The organism is Paraburkholderia caffeinilytica (assembly GCF_046030355.1).
Lineage (GTDB): Bacteria > Pseudomonadota > Gammaproteobacteria > Burkholderiales > Burkholderiaceae > Paraburkholderia > Paraburkholderia caffeinilytica_B.
In genome coordinates this window covers 20,738-37,848 of the sequence record NZ_JAQQCQ010000028.1, presented here as the reverse complement: position 1 = coordinate 37,848, position 17,111 = coordinate 20,738, and the positions used below count along the sequence as shown (strand labels likewise).

14 protein-coding genes are annotated in these 17,111 nt (G+C 62.1%); 4 read left to right on the top strand and 10 right to left on the bottom strand.

Features of this window, described 5'->3' with window-relative positions; translation table 11 throughout:
* Positions 1-20: 20 nt before the first annotated feature.
* The gene (locus PQQ95_RS31125) at positions 21-1,601 is read left to right on the top strand and encodes a methyl-accepting chemotaxis protein (protein WP_408444723.1); all 1,581 of its coding nucleotides are present in this window, start codon (positions 21-23) and stop codon (positions 1,599-1,601) included.
* On the opposite strand, the gene PQQ95_RS31120 is transcribed toward PQQ95_RS31125, so the two are convergent.
* From PQQ95_RS31120 to PQQ95_RS31105, 4 genes are all read right to left on the bottom strand, one after another.
* Entirely contained in the window at positions 1,602-1,982 is a 381-nt protein-coding gene (locus PQQ95_RS31120; protein ID WP_408444720.1) for a DUF5594 family protein, read from the bottom strand.
* A 444-nt stretch (positions 1,983-2,426) separates the two neighbouring features.
* Entirely contained in the window at positions 2,427-4,076 is a 1,650-nt protein-coding gene (locus tag PQQ95_RS31115; protein ID WP_408444717.1) for an amidohydrolase, read from the bottom strand.
* Between the two features lie 8 nt (positions 4,077-4,084).
* Positions 4,085-5,653, bottom strand: coding sequence for a DUF3138 family protein (locus PQQ95_RS31110; RefSeq protein WP_408444714.1), 1,569 nt, complete (start codon positions 5,651-5,653; stop codon positions 4,085-4,087).
* A 200-nt stretch (positions 5,654-5,853) separates the two neighbouring features.
* Complete coding sequence (locus PQQ95_RS31105) at positions 5,854-6,924, bottom strand: extracellular solute-binding protein (protein WP_408444866.1); 1,071 nt, start codon at positions 6,922-6,924, stop codon at positions 5,854-5,856.
* 276 nt (positions 6,925-7,200) lie between these two features.
* Between PQQ95_RS31105 and PQQ95_RS31100 the strand changes: the two genes are divergently transcribed.
* The gene (locus PQQ95_RS31100) at positions 7,201-8,037 is read left to right on the top strand and encodes a helix-turn-helix transcriptional regulator (protein ID WP_408444713.1); all 837 of its coding nucleotides are present in this window, start codon (positions 7,201-7,203) and stop codon (positions 8,035-8,037) included.
* On the opposite strand, the gene PQQ95_RS31095 is transcribed toward PQQ95_RS31100, so the two are convergent.
* The 4 genes from PQQ95_RS31095 to PQQ95_RS31080 all read right to left on the bottom strand — a co-directional run bounded on the left by PQQ95_RS31095 (position 8,038) and on the right by PQQ95_RS31080 (position 12,408).
* A complete protein-coding gene (locus PQQ95_RS31095; RefSeq protein ID WP_408444710.1) occupies positions 8,038-9,381 on the bottom strand; it encodes a dicarboxylate/amino acid:cation symporter in 1,344 nt (447 codons plus the stop codon).
* 101 nt (positions 9,382-9,482) lie between these two features.
* Entirely contained in the window at positions 9,483-10,097 is a 615-nt protein-coding gene (leuD, locus tag PQQ95_RS31090; RefSeq protein WP_408444863.1) for a 3-isopropylmalate dehydratase small subunit, read from the bottom strand.
* On the bottom strand, positions 10,094-11,512 hold the full coding sequence (gene leuC / locus PQQ95_RS31085; RefSeq protein WP_408444707.1) for a 3-isopropylmalate dehydratase large subunit: 1,419 nt from the start codon (positions 11,510-11,512) through the stop codon (positions 10,094-10,096). Before leuC ends, leuD begins: the two co-directional genes overlap by 4 nt.
* A 17-nt stretch (positions 11,513-11,529) precedes the next feature.
* Positions 11,530-12,408 carry an alpha/beta fold hydrolase gene (locus PQQ95_RS31080; protein WP_408444705.1) on the bottom strand — a complete coding sequence of 293 codons (879 nt, stop codon included), beginning with the start codon at positions 12,406-12,408 and terminating at the stop codon, positions 11,530-11,532.
* 94 nt (positions 12,409-12,502) lie between these two features.
* Between PQQ95_RS31080 and PQQ95_RS31075 the strand changes: the two genes are divergently transcribed.
* Complete coding sequence (locus PQQ95_RS31075; protein WP_408444702.1) at positions 12,503-13,405, top strand: LysR family transcriptional regulator; 903 nt, start codon at positions 12,503-12,505, stop codon at positions 13,403-13,405.
* A 106-nt stretch (positions 13,406-13,511) separates the two neighbouring features.
* Here PQQ95_RS31075 and PQQ95_RS31070 read toward each other — a convergent pair whose 3' ends face one another.
* Together PQQ95_RS31070 and PQQ95_RS31065 are read right to left on the bottom strand one after the other, a co-directional pair.
* Positions 13,512-13,700 carry a hypothetical protein gene (locus PQQ95_RS31070; RefSeq protein WP_408444699.1) on the bottom strand — a complete coding sequence of 63 codons (189 nt, stop codon included), beginning with the start codon at positions 13,698-13,700 and terminating at the stop codon, positions 13,512-13,514.
* 185 nt (positions 13,701-13,885) lie between these two features.
* Positions 13,886-14,803: a LysR family transcriptional regulator gene (locus PQQ95_RS31065; RefSeq protein ID WP_408444696.1), complete on the bottom strand. Its 918-nt coding sequence runs from the start codon at positions 14,801-14,803 to the stop codon at positions 13,886-13,888.
* 161 nt (positions 14,804-14,964) lie between these two features.
* Between PQQ95_RS31065 and PQQ95_RS31060 the strand changes: the two genes are divergently transcribed.
* Positions 14,965-17,085, top strand: coding sequence for a 3-hydroxyacyl-CoA dehydrogenase NAD-binding domain-containing protein (locus PQQ95_RS31060; protein WP_408444693.1), 2,121 nt, complete (start codon positions 14,965-14,967; stop codon positions 17,083-17,085).
* The last annotated feature ends 26 nt before the right edge of the window (positions 17,086-17,111 follow it).

Here is a 17,111-nt window from a genome sequence, read left to right as displayed (position 1 = left end):
GTCTGCCAGAGGAAATCGTAGTGACGTTCTATAGAAACCTGAAGATCGCCGTCAAGTTGGCGCTGCTTGGCGCGGTGCTGCTCGCCGCAACAATGGTGGTGGGCCTCGAAGGGTGGCACGCGTTGTCGAATACGCATGCATTGCAAATCCAGTCCGCGCAAACGCTCAGTCAATACGCGCAAGCCGCCGACACGGCGCGCGTCGCGCAGGTCGAATTCAAGAAGCAGGTGCAGGAATGGAAGGACCTGTTGCTGCGCGGCGCGGACCCGGCTGCGTTTGCCAAATACCGTGACGCCTTCAGCAAGGAAAGCGGTACGACGCACGCTGCCCTGCTGAGTCTGAAGGATCAGTTGAGCGCATTGGGCGCCAGCGTCGACGGTGTCGACAAGGCGCTCGCCACGCACGCCACGCTTCAGGACAGTTACCTCGACGCACTCAAGCACTACGACGCGGCCGATCCGAATACGGCGCATGTCGTCGATGGCCTGGTCAAGGGCATCGACCGCGCGCCGACCGCCGCTATCGACGACATCGTCGCCCGGGTGATGCAACAGGCGCAAGACTCCAACGTGCGCACGAGCGAGGCTGCGGAACGCGCGTATACGCTCGCCTGCGTGCTGCTGCTATCGGTCGTGATCTGCTCGCTCGGCGCAGGCACCTTCGCGATCTGGTTCCTGAGCCGCAGCATTACGGTGCCGGTCAGGCAGGCGGTCGGGGTCGCGCAAGCGGTTGCGGCAGGCGATCTGCGCGCCGACGTCGCTGTTGCGAGCCGCGACGAAACGGGTCAACTGCTGGTTGCGCTCAACGAAATGAATCAACGCTTGCGGCACATCGTCAGCGAAATTCGCGAAGGCGCGAACACGATCTCTTCAGCCACGCAGGAGATTGCCGCCGGCAACCTCGACCTGTCGGCGCGCACGGAACAACAGGCCGCCTCGCTCGAAGAAACCGCGGCGTCGATGCAGCATTTCACCGACTCGGTTCAGCGCAACGCCAGCAACGCGCGCGAGGCCACCTCGCTCGCGCAAACCGCGGCGCAAGCGGCACGCGACGGCGGCGTTGTGATGACCGACGCCGTACGCACCATGGGCCAGATCGACGCGGCGTCCAAGCGCATCGTCGATATCATCGCGGTGGTCGAGGCGATCGCCGCGCAGACCAATATTCTGGCGCTCAACGCAGCGGTGGAAGCGGCGCGCGCCGGCACGCAGGGGCGCGGCTTCGCGGTGGTCGCGAGTGAAGTGCGCAGTCTCGCGCAACGCTCGGCCGATGCCGCGCGCGAAATCAAGGCGCTGATTCGCGAATCGGTTGCTACGATCGACGCCGGCACGCAGTTGATCAACCATGCGAGCAATACGATGGACGGTGTAGTGCAAAGCGCGGGCAGCGTAACGCGCATCGTCGAGGCGATCGCGACGGCCAGCGTCGATCAGGCACAAGGTATTGCGGAAGTGAACGATGCGGTCACGCAGATGGATCAGGTGACGCAGAGTAATGCGGCGTTGGTCGAGCAGGCGGCTGCGGCAGCCGATGCGGTGCAGAGCAAGGCATCGGGTCTCGTGCAGAGCGTGAGCTTCTTCCGGATCGGCGCGGCTTCCTGATCACGACTCGAAGTCGAGGCCGCCGAGCAATACCGCCGGCTCAGCCTGGGTGTGCGAGACAAAATCCAGTTCGCGCACGTGGCGCCAGGCTTCGAGCTTGCGGGGCAATGCGGCTAGATAGCCTGCGAAGCGCGCTGGGCCTTCTGCGCCCATTAGCCGTTCGATCTCGTCGCTATCCCAGGTCAGGAATAGATTCAATGGATGGGGGTAGTGGCGTAGGTCTTCGATGGGTGTTGCGTGGATGCGTACGCGGGTGGGGTGGCCGTGGCCGCCGTAGGGGAGCACTTCAGTGTGGACGGTGGTAGCGAAACATGCGGCGATTGCGGCGGCAATGCGAGGCGCGAATTGTTCGTCGAAACGGGTGGCGCTTTCTGGATGCATTTGTGTCTCCGGTGTTCTGCGCAGGTGACGGAGCATCGTAGCATGGGGGTGGGTGCGGTCGCGGGATTGTGGTTTGGGGTTTTCTTCTTCTGGTTTTCTGTCTGGGGTTGCTTCTCTGGTGTTGCCTCTTTGGCCTTTTCTTGAATTGTTATTGGTCTATTAGGGTTGCCCCTGTGCGGGGCGGCACTTACTTTCTTTGCCGCCGCAAAGAAAGATAAGCAAAGAAAGCGGCTCACACCGCAAACTCTTAAGCGGGGCCCCCGCACAGCGGCGGTAGTGGTGCATCTGGAATCTGTGTGCTCGCACCTTCAGCGTTAGTGACAAGGGGCTCGTCAGCGCCCACTTCGCACTGCGTGCGTCGCGGATGGGTTTGCCTGGGAAACCGGTGTCGTTGGTCTGTTTGGCGGGAAATTTTTTTTCCCGCCTTGTTGAGGTCTGACTTCGTTAGTCGAGGTTGCCGTGGACTGGTTCGCCCTCGAATAATGTCATTGTCGTCGTTACTTCCGCTATGCGGTGTGGTGCTACGTCGCGGATGTCATCACTCAATATCGCTAGTGATGCCGGGCGGCCGGCACGCAGTTCTCCGGATCGGTCGTCGAAGCGTAAGCTGTATGCGGAATTGTGGGTGTAGGCCTGCATCATTGTCGCCAGGTCGACGCTTTGCTCGGGGAGGAACGGCGTGTCGGTGATGTCGCCCGGCGTCGCGCGGCGTAATGCGGTTTCCATTGCCACTAGCGGGTTTTGGGTCGAGACCGGCCAGTCGGAACCGCCGGATAACATGGCGCCGTGGCGATGCAAATCGCCGAATGCATACTGGCGGCTCATGCGTCGCTCACCAAGCAATTGCATGTACAACGCCCGCAAATCTGGGGCGATGCTGCCCCAGACGGCCTGAATCGATGCGATTGCACCCGTCTCCGCGAAACGCGGTATGTCTTGTGGGTCGATCAGTTGCACATGAGCCAGTTGCGCGCGGCGGTCGCGGCGCCCGCGTTCATGGTTCAGTGCTTCGAGTGCGTCCAATGCCATGCGGACCGCACGGTCTCCAATCGTGTGGAAGTGAAGGTCGAAGCCGGCAGCGTCGGCAGCGAATACGGCCTCGCGCAGTTGTGTAGGATCCCAGTGCGCTGCGCCGTTGTGGTCGGCGTCTTCGTAGTTGCTTAACAAGGCGCCCGTGCGGCTTTCCAGCACGCCGTCGATAAAAATCTTTGCCGTATGCAACCGTACGCGGCCGCCGTCGTACTGGTGACGCCAGTCGGTCAGCTTGGCGATCTGGGGTGCAAGCGCCATGTTCGGTGACACCAGTAAGCCCAAACTTACGTTTGCCTTCAATTCGCCGCGGTCTCGTGCCCGCACGTAGGCGTCGACGAGGCGTTGCCCCACCATCGCTTCGAACCATCCCGTGATGCCGTTTTCGTGGGCCTGGCGCTGTGCCTTCTGCAACGCGAACGCGGACTCGTCGGCGCCCATTTGAGGGAGATGACGAAACAACCCGTATAACGCCGCTTCATGGACGACGCCCGTGGGCTCGCCATGCTCATCGCGTTCGTAAATGCCACCTTCGGGGTCGGGCGTTGTCGCGCTCACGCCGAGGGCGCGCAATGCGACTGTGTTCAGGCAGCCTGAATGCACGTCGTGGCCAATCAGCAGCAGCGGGCGGTCACGCACCATCGTGTCGAGCGCCGTGCGGTTGAGTCGCTCGCCGAGCGCTTCAAGCGCGACGTTGCCGGCCATCACCCAACTGCGCTGTGGATGCAAGGCGGCGCATTCGCGGACCTGGTGGGCAATGGCGTCGAATGAATGCGCGTCGCCGAGGTCGCCGTCACACGTTAGCTGGAATCCTTCGACGGGATGCGCGTGCGAATCCGTGAAACCGGGCACGATCATGCGGCCACGCAGGTCGATTTCTTCCGTATTGCGGAGGGCTTGCGGCAAGCCGGCGCGGCTGCCGACGTACGCAATCATGCCGTCGCGCACGGCGAGACATTCCGCGAAGGTCGGCGTCGCGCCGCCGGTGTAGATCGCGCCGTTGACGAAGGTGCAGTTGCGGTAGCGCAGCGCGTCGTGGGCTGCGTCGTGTGAGAAGTTCGTCATGGTCGTCGTCAGAATGAATAGATGAACTGGGTCGCCAGAATGTCGTTGGCGCGTGAGTAGGTGCCGTCGTTCATCAGGAACACCGGATGGTTGGCCTGGTCGTGCCGGTACTCGAACTTCAGCGTGATCTGCTGGGTCGGGAAGAACAGCAGGTCGGCCGTGATGTCGTAGTGCGTCGCGCCCTTGCATTCGGTGCCATTGCGTGTCGAAGCGGAGAAGCACGCCGGATCGATGCCGAATCCGCTCGTGGCATTCACCGAAGGATTGCCGCCTGAAAGGCCGTACAGAATGTTCGGCGCACCGCCGCCGTTGGCGGTGTCGTTCAGGTAGTCGAAACGCAGCGTTGCGCCCATGTGGCCGAGCCACGTGGACGTCCACTTCTTGTGGCCCTGCAGTGAAATGCCGTACCAGCGCGCGGTGCCGCCGTCGTAAGCGCCCTTCTGCTGATCGCCGTAGTCGAACTGTGCGTTCAGTTGCAGCTTGTCGCGCGTGTAGGTCAGGTCGGTTTCGACGTAACGCATCATGCCGAAGGGTGTCGATGCATTGCATTGGTAACCATAGCCGCCCGGATTCGCGCACGGTGAAAACAGCGTCGAGCGGCCGATCATGCCCGCTATGCCAATGTCGAGCGCCGTCGAGAGTGCATTGTCGAAGCGCGCGCTGAGCGACGGCACCCAGTTGCTCTGCGAAGTATTGTTGGGGCCGTTGACGATAGCCGACGACGTGCGCAACTGTTCGTTCGCGATGTACACCTGCCAGAAATGCGTGAAGATCTCGTTGTTACCCTTCAGGCCGATGCCGACCATGCCCGCCGGCTCGCTGAAGTCGTACAGCAGGTTGTGCGTCAGCGTCAGCATTTGATTCGACGGCAGCGGCTCGTAGCCAATCGGGCTCTGCAACAGGCCCGCCGTGAAAGTCGTCAGTGAATTCAGCGGCACCGTCACATCGGCTTGCGTCAGGATGTTGTTGCCCACGGTGCCATGGCCGCTGCTCAAGGTCGAACCCACGCCACGATTCGGCTGGATCACGATCTCCGCAGCCGGCGCGAGCGGGCCGACACCAAACGTCTTCTTGATGTCGAGGTAGACATCGCCGATCTGGCTTTCAAAGTAGTCGTAGACGCCCGGATCATGATTCAGGAACTGGAAGCCGCCTGAATGCTGCGCGCGGTTATACAGGTACAACGGATCGATATAGCCGGTCACGCTCAGGCCGGCGAGCGGGCCTGTGGTGGCCGCGTCTTCGAGCGTGTCCGTTTTCAACGTGAGGTTGTTGACCTGTTCATGCATCGACTGGAAATCGTGTGCTAATGCTGCGGTGTCCTGCGCGGAAATGGGTGCTGCGACAGACGCCGGTGCGGATGCGGATGCTGCGATCTGCGGCGTCGTGTTCAACGTAGCCTGAGTTTTGGCTTGAGCCTGCAGGCTATGAATTTCCGCTTGCAGCGATGTGATTTGCGCCTGTAATGCGTCGAGTTGCGCGGCGACCGTGGGCCGCGCGGCCGCGTCCGTCTGTGCAGCAAGGGCAGTCAACTGGAACGCGAGCGCACTCACGAGAACAACGACTTTAAGTTTCATGATGAAAGACGTCGAATGGACGAGTTGATCCGCACCTCGTCGCGAGACGCGGCGGCGGAAAGCGTGCAGGTTGGTTGAGCGCGGGGTTATACGAAACTGAGTGACGTGACTCGGTGACGTGATTCAGTGACGTAACTTCGTGACGTAACTCAGTGACGCAACCGAGTGCCCCCGCTTCGTTAGATAGTCCGTTCGGGCCGCTAATCGGTCTTGTACTGTTGCCACAGACGCGTCACGAGCCGGTTGATCTCGGTCGGCAACGGCTTGACCGCGAACAGCCTGTTGAAATCAGCCGGTGGCGGGAACACCGCCGGATCGGCCAGCACATCCGCATGCACCAGTTTCGACGCGCTTGCGACCGCCGTGGGGTACGAGGTGTCGTTCGTCAGGTTCGCACTCTCCTTCTCGGACAGCACGAAGTTGACCCATTTCAGCGCGGCATCGGGGTGCGGCGCATCTTTCGGCACGGCCATCACGTCGAACCAGATCGGACCGCCTTCGTTCGGCAGAATGTATTTGATGTGATAGGAACGATGTGCGTCCAGCGCGGAACGTCGCGCCGTATTCACGTCGCCCGACCAGCCGAGCGCGAGACAGATATCGCCGTTCGCGAGGTCGCCGATATAGCTGCCGGTGCTGAACTGCGCGATATATGGGCGAATACCCTTCAACACCGTCATCGCGTCCTGGTAGTCCTTGGGATTGGCGCTATTCGGATCGCGCTTCATATACAGCAGCACACTGCCGAACACATCGCGCGGCGAATCGATCAACGAAATGCCGCAGCTTTTGAGTTTCGCGGCGTTCTTCGGATCGAACAGCAGATCGAGGCCGTCGACCTTGGCGTCCTTGCCAAGCGCCGCCTGCACCTTCTCGACGTTAATGCCGAAACCGTCTGTTCCCCAACTCCATGGCACGCCGTATTGATGTCCGGGATCGTCGGCGGCGAGCAGCGCCATCAGCCTGGGGTCGAGCAGTGCATAGTTGGGCAGCTTCGCTTTGTCGAGCGGCTGGTAAATGCCGGCGGCCACCTGCTTCGCCCAGAAGGCGTCCGACGGCACCACGACGTCGTAGCCTGAGCTGCCTGAGAGCAATTTGGCCTGCAAGGTCTCATTGCTGTCGAACTCCTGATACACCACGTGGATGCCAGTCTCCTTCTCGAAGTTGGCGACCGTATCCTTGCCGATCGAATTGCCCCAGTTGTAGACGTTCACGACCGCCGGGTCCGCATGCGCCGCCGCAGTCAGCAAACATATCGACAGCGCCCGCATCGGCCGTGTCAGTCTCCTACCCCACCCGCTAATTTCCATCCTCGACCTCCGTCCCCGTTTCATGGTGATGCAACGATGGACAGAGTCTAGGGAGGCGAAAAAACGCCGTCTGTCCCGACTCAGGGGGGACACGCGGGATATAAACGTCTTTGCCGTGGGTTTTCCGCGTTCCGGTATCCGGGCCATGCAGATGGATGGGTAAGCCGCAATGGGCGCGCTGATTTTTTCGTGTTATCAGTTACAGCTGCTGCGGCTTTCCGCTAAAAATATCAGGTCATGAACGCTTCTTCCTCCCCTCCACCGCTGTCTATCGGGCAATTGGGCGCGCTGTCGAACGCCATGGGTCCGGTAGTCGATTCCGCAGGCTCGTCACGCTTTCTGCGGCACGTGTTCGACTGCGTGAAGCAGTTCGTCGACTGCGATTCGTTGCACATGCAACGCACGCGCGTCACGCCGCGGGAAACACGCGCCCGGCGTGTCGAGTGGATCGGCAGCTATGCCTCCGACCTCGAGATGTTGCAGCGGACAATGGAGACTTACTTCGGCACTTTCGTGGACCGCGATCCGCTCAACGACCGTCTTTTCGACGCCCAGCAGGTCGAATTGATTCACCTGTCGGCACAGGCGATCGAAGATACGGAGTTGCGCTGCCTGATTTACGACGTCGCCAATATCCACGACGAATGCGTGGTGGTGCGGCCGTCCAACGGCATCGCCTATTCGCTGTCCATCTGCCGTTCACGGCGCTTGCCGGCGTTCTCGCTGTACGAGCTAAGCGTCCTGAAGCATCTCGCGCAGATGCTGTTACCGCTGGCGGAACTGCATACGCGAATGGTCGGCGTGCCACTCGACGACAACGTCAACAGGATCGCGCCGGTGGACATGCTTCAAACATATCTGACGCGCCACTCGATCCTGCTGTCGTCGAGAGAGACAAGCGTGTGCTCGGCCTTCGTCAAGGGGATGACGACGCTGTCGATCGCCGAGGCCATGGGCGTCAAGGAATCGACCGTCGAAACCTACGCCAAGCGCGCCTTCGCGAAGCTTGGCGTGAATTCGCGCCGCGGGTTGTTGTCGCTGGTGCATGGCCATGAGGCGACCACCGCGGCGTAGTCAGATCGAGCGCTGCGCTTCACGTTCGGTTGCGCGAGCGACGATGGCCACGCCCTCCTCTGCGGCGACCGGGCCAGCCGGGGAAACCGGTCCCGCCAACGCCGCCTTGAGCTTGTCGCGATCCAGTTCCTTCTCCCATGCTGCAATCACGATCGACGCCACGCCATTGCCCATCGTATTGGTCAGCGCGCGGCACTCCGACATGAAACGGTCGATGCCGAGAATCAGTACCATCGCCGTCACCGGCACGGTCGGCACGACGGAAAGACTCGCGGCCAGCGTGATAAAACCCGCCCCTGTGACGCCGGTCGAGCCCTTCGACGTCAGCATCGTCACCGCCAGCAACGTGATCTCCTGAGCAATCGTCAAATGCGTGTTCGTGGCCTGGGCCAGAAATAGCACCGCAAGCGTCATGTAGATATTGGTGCCGTCGAGATTGAACGAGTATCCCGTCGGCACGACCAGCCCGACGATCCCGCGAGAGCAGCCGAGCCGTTCGAGCTTTTCCATCAGTTGTGGCAAGGCCGCTTCGGATGTCGACGTGCCGAGCACGATCAGCAGTTCGTCCTTGATATACACGACGAAGCGCCACAAGCTGAAACCGCATGCCCGTGCGACCAGGCCCAGCCCGCACGAAACGAACAGGAAGGCGGTCAGATAGAACGTGCCGATCAGTTTCATCATCGGCAGCAGGGAGACGATGCCATATTTGCCGATCGTGAACGCGATGGCGCCGAACGCGCCGATCGGCGCGAGGCTTGTGATCATGCGCACAATGCGGAAGAAAGTTTTCGACAGCAGTTCGACCAAACCAATGACGGGTTTCGCGGGTTCACCCATCACGGCGAGCGCCGTGCCGAAAAGCATGGCAATCAGCAGCACCGGCAGGATATCGCCCTGCGTGAACGCACCGACGAATGTCTCCGGGATGATGTGCATGAAGAATCCCGGGAGCCCCTCACCGTGCGCGGCTTGTGCGGCGTAACTGGACACCGTGCCGGCGTCCAGCGTGGCGGGATCGACGTTGAAACCCGCACCGGGTTTCAGCACGTGCGCGGCCAGCAAGCCGATGGCGAGCGCGAGAGTCGACACCACTTCGAAATACAGTAACGCCTTGCCACCCACGCGGCCAACCTTGCGCATGTCGTGCATACTGGCGATGCCGGTCACGACGGTGCAGAAGATCACCGGGCTGATGATCATGCGCACGAGTTTGATGAAGGCGTCACCGAGCGGTTTCATCGCCACCGCGTCCGCAGGCAGGAAATGGCCCACGAACACACCGATCACGATCGCCACGATCACCTGCACGTACAGCACTTTATAGAGCGGTTTGCGTTTCATGTCTCCTCCGTTTTTAAAGGCGAAACGCGTCCCTTCCCCTCTGCCGGGGAATCTGTCACGCGCGTTTCGCTTGAATGGCGGCGCGAGTGCCGCCAGTGGATTTACAGCACGGCGGCCCAGCGATGCCGTTCGAAATGGGCCTGCTCGAACGCTTCAATCGCGGGCAGTGAAGCGAGCGTGAGGTCGATGGTGTCCATGCCGTCGATCACCATTTGTTTGTGACGTGCGCCGAGCGGGAACGTGAACACGCGGCCGCCGGCGACCGTCACCGTTTGCCGGTCGAGGTCGATATGCAGCCGCGCGGCCGGATGTGTCGACACGTCATGCAGCAGGACGTCGATTTCCTCGCGTTCCAGTTGCACTAGCAGCAAGCGGTTATTCATCGCATTCGAATAGAAAATCTCCGCGAAGCTGGGCGCGATCACGGCTTCGAAACCGAATTGCTGAAGCCCCCAGACCGCATGCTCACGACTCGACCCGCAGCCGAAATTCGACCCACCGATCAAAATGCACGCGTCGCGATACGCCACCTGATTCAGCACGCAATCCGGGCGCGGCTCGCCTTCAGCGTCGAAACGCAAGTCATAAAGCAGGCCCTCGCTCAACCCGGCCTTGTCGATGATGCGAAGAAACTGCTTCGGCATGATCTGATCGGTGTCGAGGTTTTCGATCGGCAGTGGCGCGGCGATTCCCGCGATTTCAGTGAGTCTCGTCAGCATGATTGCGTCTCCAGCGTGCGGACGTCGGTGATGCGCCCGGTGAGTGCCGCGGCGGCGGCCATGGCGGGACTCATCAGATGGGTGCGGCCGCCGCGTCCCTGACGTCCTTCAAAATTACGATTGGTCGTGGAGGCGCAGCGCTCGCCTACCGCGAGGAAATCGTCGTTCATCGCAAGACACATCGAGCAGCCCGGCTCACGCCATTCAAAACCGGCCGCGCGCAGCAGTGCCGCAATGCCCTCGGCCTCGGCCTGGCGGCGCACACTGCCCGAGCCCGGCACCACCATCGCGCGCACCCCTTGCGCGACATGGCGCCCTCGCACAATCGCCGCGACCACACGCAGATCTTCGATGCGTCCATTGGTGCACGAGCCGATGAACACGCGATCGATCGGCGTACCCGCAATCGGCTGGTCCATCTCAAGCCCGATGTAGTCGAGCGCGCGCCGCAGCGCCGCGCCGGCCTCCGGTGTCTTTTGAGCAGCCGCATTGGGAATGCGCTGATCGATCGCAATCGCCTGATCGGGGCTCGTGCCCCACGTGACGAACGGCGCGATATCGTGTGCATCGAAATGATGTTCGACATCGAAACTCGCGCCCGGGTCCGATTTCAGTTCTTGCCAGTCGTTCATGGCGGCAGCCCACGCGGCATCGTCCAGTGTTGTTGCATGCATGCGGACATAGTCGAACGTGGTCGCATCAGGTGCGATCAAGGCCGCTCGCGCACCGGCTTCGACGGTCATGTTGCATAAGGTCATGCGCGCTTCCGCCGACAGCGAGGCGATCGTCGAGCCGGCGAACTCCACCGCATAACCCCGCGCGCCCTGTGCGCCGATGCGGCTGATGATCCACAGGATCACGTCCTTCGAGGACGTTCCGTAAGGCAACGCTCCGTCGATCGTGATACGCATGGTTTGCGCGACGCGATAGACCAGCGTTTGGGTCGCCAGCACATGCTCGACCTCCGAGGTGCCGATGCCGAAACCCAATGCGCCGAGCGCACCGTACGTGGTCGTGTGACTGTCGCCGCACAGCACGACCATGCCCGGGCGAATCAAACCGCGTTCGGGCGCGACGATATGTTCGATGCCTTGCAGCGGATCGTTCGCCGCGTACAGCTCGATACCGGCCTGCTCACAGTTACACGCCAGATTGTTGGCCTGCAACAACGAAGCGGCATCGCGAATCACGCGCGGCGATTCCGCATGCGTGGGAATGATGTGGCTGACCACCGCCAACTGCTGCCGCGGACGACGTACGGGCCGTGCTTTTGCTGCAAGCGCGCTGAATGCCTGTGGGCTGGTGTATTCGTTCATCAGATGCAGATCGACATACAGCAGCACGTTTTGCGCATCGATACGCGTGACAACGTGCGAATCGACGAGCTTCTGGTAAAGGGTGCGTTTTGACATGATGGGCCGACCGGCGGCTAGGATTGCAAGAACGGCAGGACGCGTTCGAGCAACAACTCGGGCGCTTCCTCGGGAATGTAGTGACCGCACGGCAACGCCTCGCCGCTCACGTGCGCCGACCATTGACGCCATTCGGCGAGCGGCTCGAAACATTGCTCGATGACGCCTTGCGCGCCCCACAACGCCAGGAAATCGCACTCGATCTTCTGGCCTTCCGCGAGCGAGGCCCGGTCGTGATCGAGGTCGATCGTGATACTCGCGCGGTAGTCTTCGCAGATGCCGTGCGCGCTGGTGGGGTCTGACAGACAGCGCAAATACTCGGCGTAGGCAGCATCGGTGAACGGCGCCAGCCCGGCGCTGCGTGCGCCGATGGTCTGCGTCAGATAGAGATCGGGATCGGCACGAATCAGCGTTTCCGGAAACGGCGCGGGACGCACGAGAAAAAACCAGTGCCAGTAAGCACGCGCAAATGCAAACGAGGTTTGCTCATACATGGCGAGTGTCGGCGCGACGTCCAGCGTGATCAGCTTGCTCACGGCTTGCGGATGATCGAGCGCCATGCGAGCCGCAACGCGTCCACCCCGGTCGTGGCCGATTACGGCAAATCGTGTGAAGCCTAAGGCACGCATCAACGACACCTGATCCGCGGCCATGCGTCGTTTCGAATAGTTGCTGTGGTCGGGCGCGCCTTGCGGTTTGCCGCTGTCGCCGTAGCCGCGCAGATCCGCGGCAATGACCGTGAAGTGCTGGGCCAGCGTGGGCGCAACCTTGTGCCAGATCGCATGGGTCTGCGGATGGCCGTGCAACAGCAATAAAGCCGGGCCGTTGCCGCCGCGGATCGCGTGGATATGGATGTCGTCGACGTGGATCGACGCGTCGGTGAAACCTGTAAACATCGTTGCCTCCCGTATCTGAATGCAGTCTAATTGATGCCCACAGCGATATAGTTTCTATTGACGCAATCCGGAATTAACTTTTAGGAACGAATTGATGGACGGCTTTTCCGACCTGAATCTGTTCGCGCTGGTAGCGCGCCATCGCAGTCTGGCGGCCGCGGCGCGTGAGCTCGGCGTGACGCCGCCGTCGATCAGCAAGCGGCTCGCGCAACTCGAACAGCGCCTGGGCGTCCGGCTGGTCAACCGGACCACGCGCCGCCTGAGCCTCACGGCCGAAGGCGAGATCTATCTGGCGAACGGCTCGCGCATCCTCGACGACCTCGCGGAACTGGAACAACTGGTCACCAGCAGCCGCGCCGAGCCGACGGGGCTATTGCGCGTGAACGCGTCTTTCGGCTTCGGCCGCGCGCACGTCGCGCCGGCCATCTCGCGATTCAGCGAGCGCTATCCGTCAATGAAAATCCAGTTGCACCTCACGGATCGCCCGGTCAGCTTGCAGGAAGAAGGCTTCGACCTGGGCATTCGCTTTGGCGAGGTGCCGGATGCGCGTATCAATGCGCGGTTGCTGCTGAAGAACCAGCGGCTGGTGTGTGCCGCGCCCAGCTATGTAAAGCGGCATGGCGCACCGGCCACGCCTCATGATCTGACGCACCATGCGTGCCTCGTGTTACGCGAAAACGAGTCGGCGTACGGCACCTGGCACTTTGCGCGCGGCAAGAAATCCGAGACGGTGAAGGTGGACGGTCCGCTGAGCAGCAACGACGGCAGCGCCGTGCTGAAGTGGGCGCTCGATGGGCGCGGTGTGGCCGTGCGATCCGCGTGGGAGATTTCCCGCCACTTGCAACGTGGCGAACTGGTGCCGTTGCTCACGGAGTGGGCGCTGCCTAACGCGGACATTCACGCGATCTATCTGGAACGGCATCGGTTGTCGGCGAAACTCAGGACGTTCATCGACTTTCTCGGCGACGAATTGAAAGCGAGCGTTCGATCGGCCTAGCGCGTGTGAGGTGAACCCGACGCGAAGCCAGTGCCCATGTGATCGATCCCGCACAGCGCCGCTGCAGAGTCATCATGCAGGTCGGGCGAATACCTCGCGTGCGCGGTTACCCGACGCGTTTGTTTCGTTGAGCGCGATTCGCTCGCCAGCGAATCAGGAAGGTGACGAGTGCGGCGAAGGCCGCAGTGGCCGCGTAGCCGGCGAGCCGGACGGCCTCCTCGCTCGGGAGACGCGAGATCAACGCAATGACAATGGCGATTGCAAGCAGAGCGAGAAATGCGATTGTCCCTTTCATCTCCGTCTCCCCTGAAGTTTGATGTGCCGCCAGGCGCACGGCTATCTCGCCGTTTTGTTAAGCATACCTGCGAGTGAGGCAGCGGTGCTGACGCTGTTTTCTTCTGGACGCCAACTCAGCAAGGCAATTTTTGCTCTACCCACCTGTCACGCACAGATCACCAGCGCGCCGAACGAACAAAAGCTTCATTGCGGTTCGAGCCATTCCCCTCTTTCACTTCCGTGCGCCTGCGCCAGGATGAACTCGATAAAACTCGCCGCCGCTCGCGTGTGATGCCGATTCGGCATATAGAGCATGTACATGTTCGTACCGAAGATGCTCAGACGCCATTCATCGAGCGCCGTCACCACGTCGCCGCGACGCAGGTCGTCCTGCACCACGTAGTCGGGCACCAGACCGACGCCCAGACCGGCCAGTACCGCCTGGCGCAAGAACAAAAAGTTCTCGGAAATAATCGTGGGCGCCAGCAGCACTTCGTGGCGTTCATCGCGCAGATAAGCCGCCACCCGCAACTGCCTGCCGACCACCGCCGCCGTAATCAGCGGCGCGGTGTGCAAATCATCGAGCCGCACCGGCATGCCGTGCCTTTCGACAAAATCCGGCGACGCACAGGCAACATAGCGCACCGGCCCCATGTCACGCGCGACGAGATTTTGCGGCGGCTCGGACATGACCCGAACCGCGATGTCGACCTCGTCGCGCATCAGATCCTCGACCCGATTCTCGAACATCACATCCAGCACAATCCCCGGATAAAGACGCTTGAAGGCGATCAGCCAATCCGACATGACCAGTTGCCCATAGCCGCTCGGCACACTCAACCTCACGCGCCCTTGCAGGCTCTGCCCCAGCGTGGCGACCGATTCGCGCGCAGCCAGCAACGCATTCTGGATCGTGCGGCCATGCTCGTATAACTGCAGGCCGATTTCGGTCGCCTCGACCCGGCGGGTGGTGCGCCTGACCAGTTGCAGCCCGATCGAACGCTCCAACTGGTTCAGGTGATAACTCACGTTCGCGCGGCTCATTTTCAGCCGGCGGGCGGCCTCGCTCAGGTTGCCCGCATCGAGAATATCGACCAGCAAGGTCAGTGAGTTGACGTCCATGGCGCGGCCTTTGTCAAAATAACTTTGACAGTCTGTCAACGGACTATGTAATTGTCAATAAACCTTGACCAACCCACAATCGGAGAATTCGCCAGACCCGGCCTGCCCGATGCGCCCCGGTTTGGCCCGATGCGCCCCGATATCAATCAGGAGATGACACGATGACCCTCAACCCTTCCGCCGACGTGGTGACGCGCGAATTGCGCGGCAAAGTCCTGCTGGTAACCATCGACCACGCGCCCGTCAATGCCTTGTCCGCCGACGTGCGGCGCGGCCTGCTCGCTGCCATCGAAGCGGCGGACGCCGACAAGGCCGTCGAGGCGGTGCTGATCGTCGGCGCCGGGCGCAACTTCATCGCGGGCGCGGACATCCGCGAGTTCGGCAAGCCGCCGGTGCCGCCGTCGCTGCCGGATGTGTGCAACCGTATCGAAGCGTGTGCGAAGCCGGTGGTGGCCGCCATTCACGGCGCCGCGCTCGGCGGCGGTCTGGAAGTGGCGCTCGCGGCGCACTACCGGCTCGCCGTGGACGGCGCGAAACTCGGTTTGCCCGAAGTGCAACTCGGCCTGTTGCCGGGCGCAGGCGGCACGCAGCGTACGCCGCGCCTGATCGGCGCACAGGGCGCCCTCGACCTGATCCTGAGCGGCCGCCATGCCGGCGCGAAAGAAGCGCTCGCGCTCGGCCTCATCGACCGGCTCGGCAGCAGCGACGACATCCTCGCTGAAGGACTCGCCTACGCGCATGAACTGCTGGCCGCTCACGCGCCGGTACGCCGCACGCGCGATGCCGCGGCGCTCAGCGACCGCGCGGCGAGCCTCGCCGCCGTTGATGCAGCACGCGCGGAAACGACGAAGAAATCGCGTGGCCTGTTCTCTCCGCTCAAAATCGTCGATGCCGTGCAAGCCGCCATCGAACAGCCTTTCGAAGACGGCCTGCGGCTCGAACGCAAACTGTTCCTGGAATGCCTCGACAGCCCGCAGCGCGCCGGCTTGATTCACGCGTTCTTTGCCGAGCGCGAAGTGCTCAAGGCGCCGGAAACCCGTGATGCAAAACCACGCGCATTGAACACGATCGGCGTGGTGGGCGGCGGCACGATGGGCGCGGGCATCGCCGTCGCCGTGCTCGACGCAGGCCTGCCGGTGACGATGATCGAACGCGACGACGCGTCGCTCGCGCGCGGCCGTGCACACATCGAAAAGGTCTACGACGGCCTGATCGCCAAAGGCCGCATGAGTGCGGAGAAGAAGGCCGACGTCATGACGCGCTGGCATGGCAGCACCTCGTACGACGCACTCGCCAATGCCGATCTGGTGATCGAAGCCGTCTTCGAAGATCAGGCGGTGAAAAAAGCCGTGTTCGCCGAACTCGACCGCGTTTGCAAAGCCGGCGCAGTGCTCGCCACCAACACGTCGTATCTCGACATCGACGCGATCGCGGCCAGCATTTCACGCCCCGCGGACGTGATCGGCCTGCACTTCTTCTCCCCCGCCAACATCATGAAGCTGCTGGAAGTGGTGGTGCCGAAGCAGGTCAGCGCCGACGTGGTCGCTACCGCGTTCGAACTCGCAAAGAAGCTGCGCAAGACGCCGGTGCGTGCCGGCGTGTGCGACGGTTTCATCGGCAATCGCGTGCTGGCGGTGTATCGCAGCGCGGCGGACGCCATGATGGAAGACGGTGCGTCGCCGTATCAGATCGATGCGGCGGTGCGCGCGTTCGGCTTCCCGATGGGGCCGTTCCAGGTGGTCGATCTGGCGGGCGGCGATATCGGTTGGGCCACGCGCAAGCGCCGCGCGGCCACGCGCAACCCCAACGCGCGCTACGTGCAGATCGCCGACCGTCTTTGCGAACGCGGCTGGTTCGGTCAGAAGACCGGGCGTGGCTTTTATCTGTACCCCGAAGGTTCGCGCAGCGGCACGCCGGACCCCGAGGTCGAGGCTATCATCGACGCGGAGCGTGAACGCGCCGGCGTCACGCCACGCACGTTCACCGACGAAGAAATCGTGCGCCGTTACATGGCCGCGATGATCAACGAAGGCGCCAACGTCGTGCATGAAGGCATCGCGCTGCGGCCGCTCGATGTCGACGTGACCTTCCTCTATGGCTACGGCTTTCCGCGTTATCGTGGGGGTCCGATGAAATACGCCGATACGGTGGGCCTCGCCACGGTTCTCGCGGACATCCGCGAATTCGCCAAGGAAGACCCGCTGTTCTGGCAGGCGTCGCCGCTGCTGGTCGAGCTGGTTGAGCGCGGCGCCGATTTCGCGAGCCTCAACCAGACAGCTTGAGACGGCACGCTCTTTGGCGCATTCTC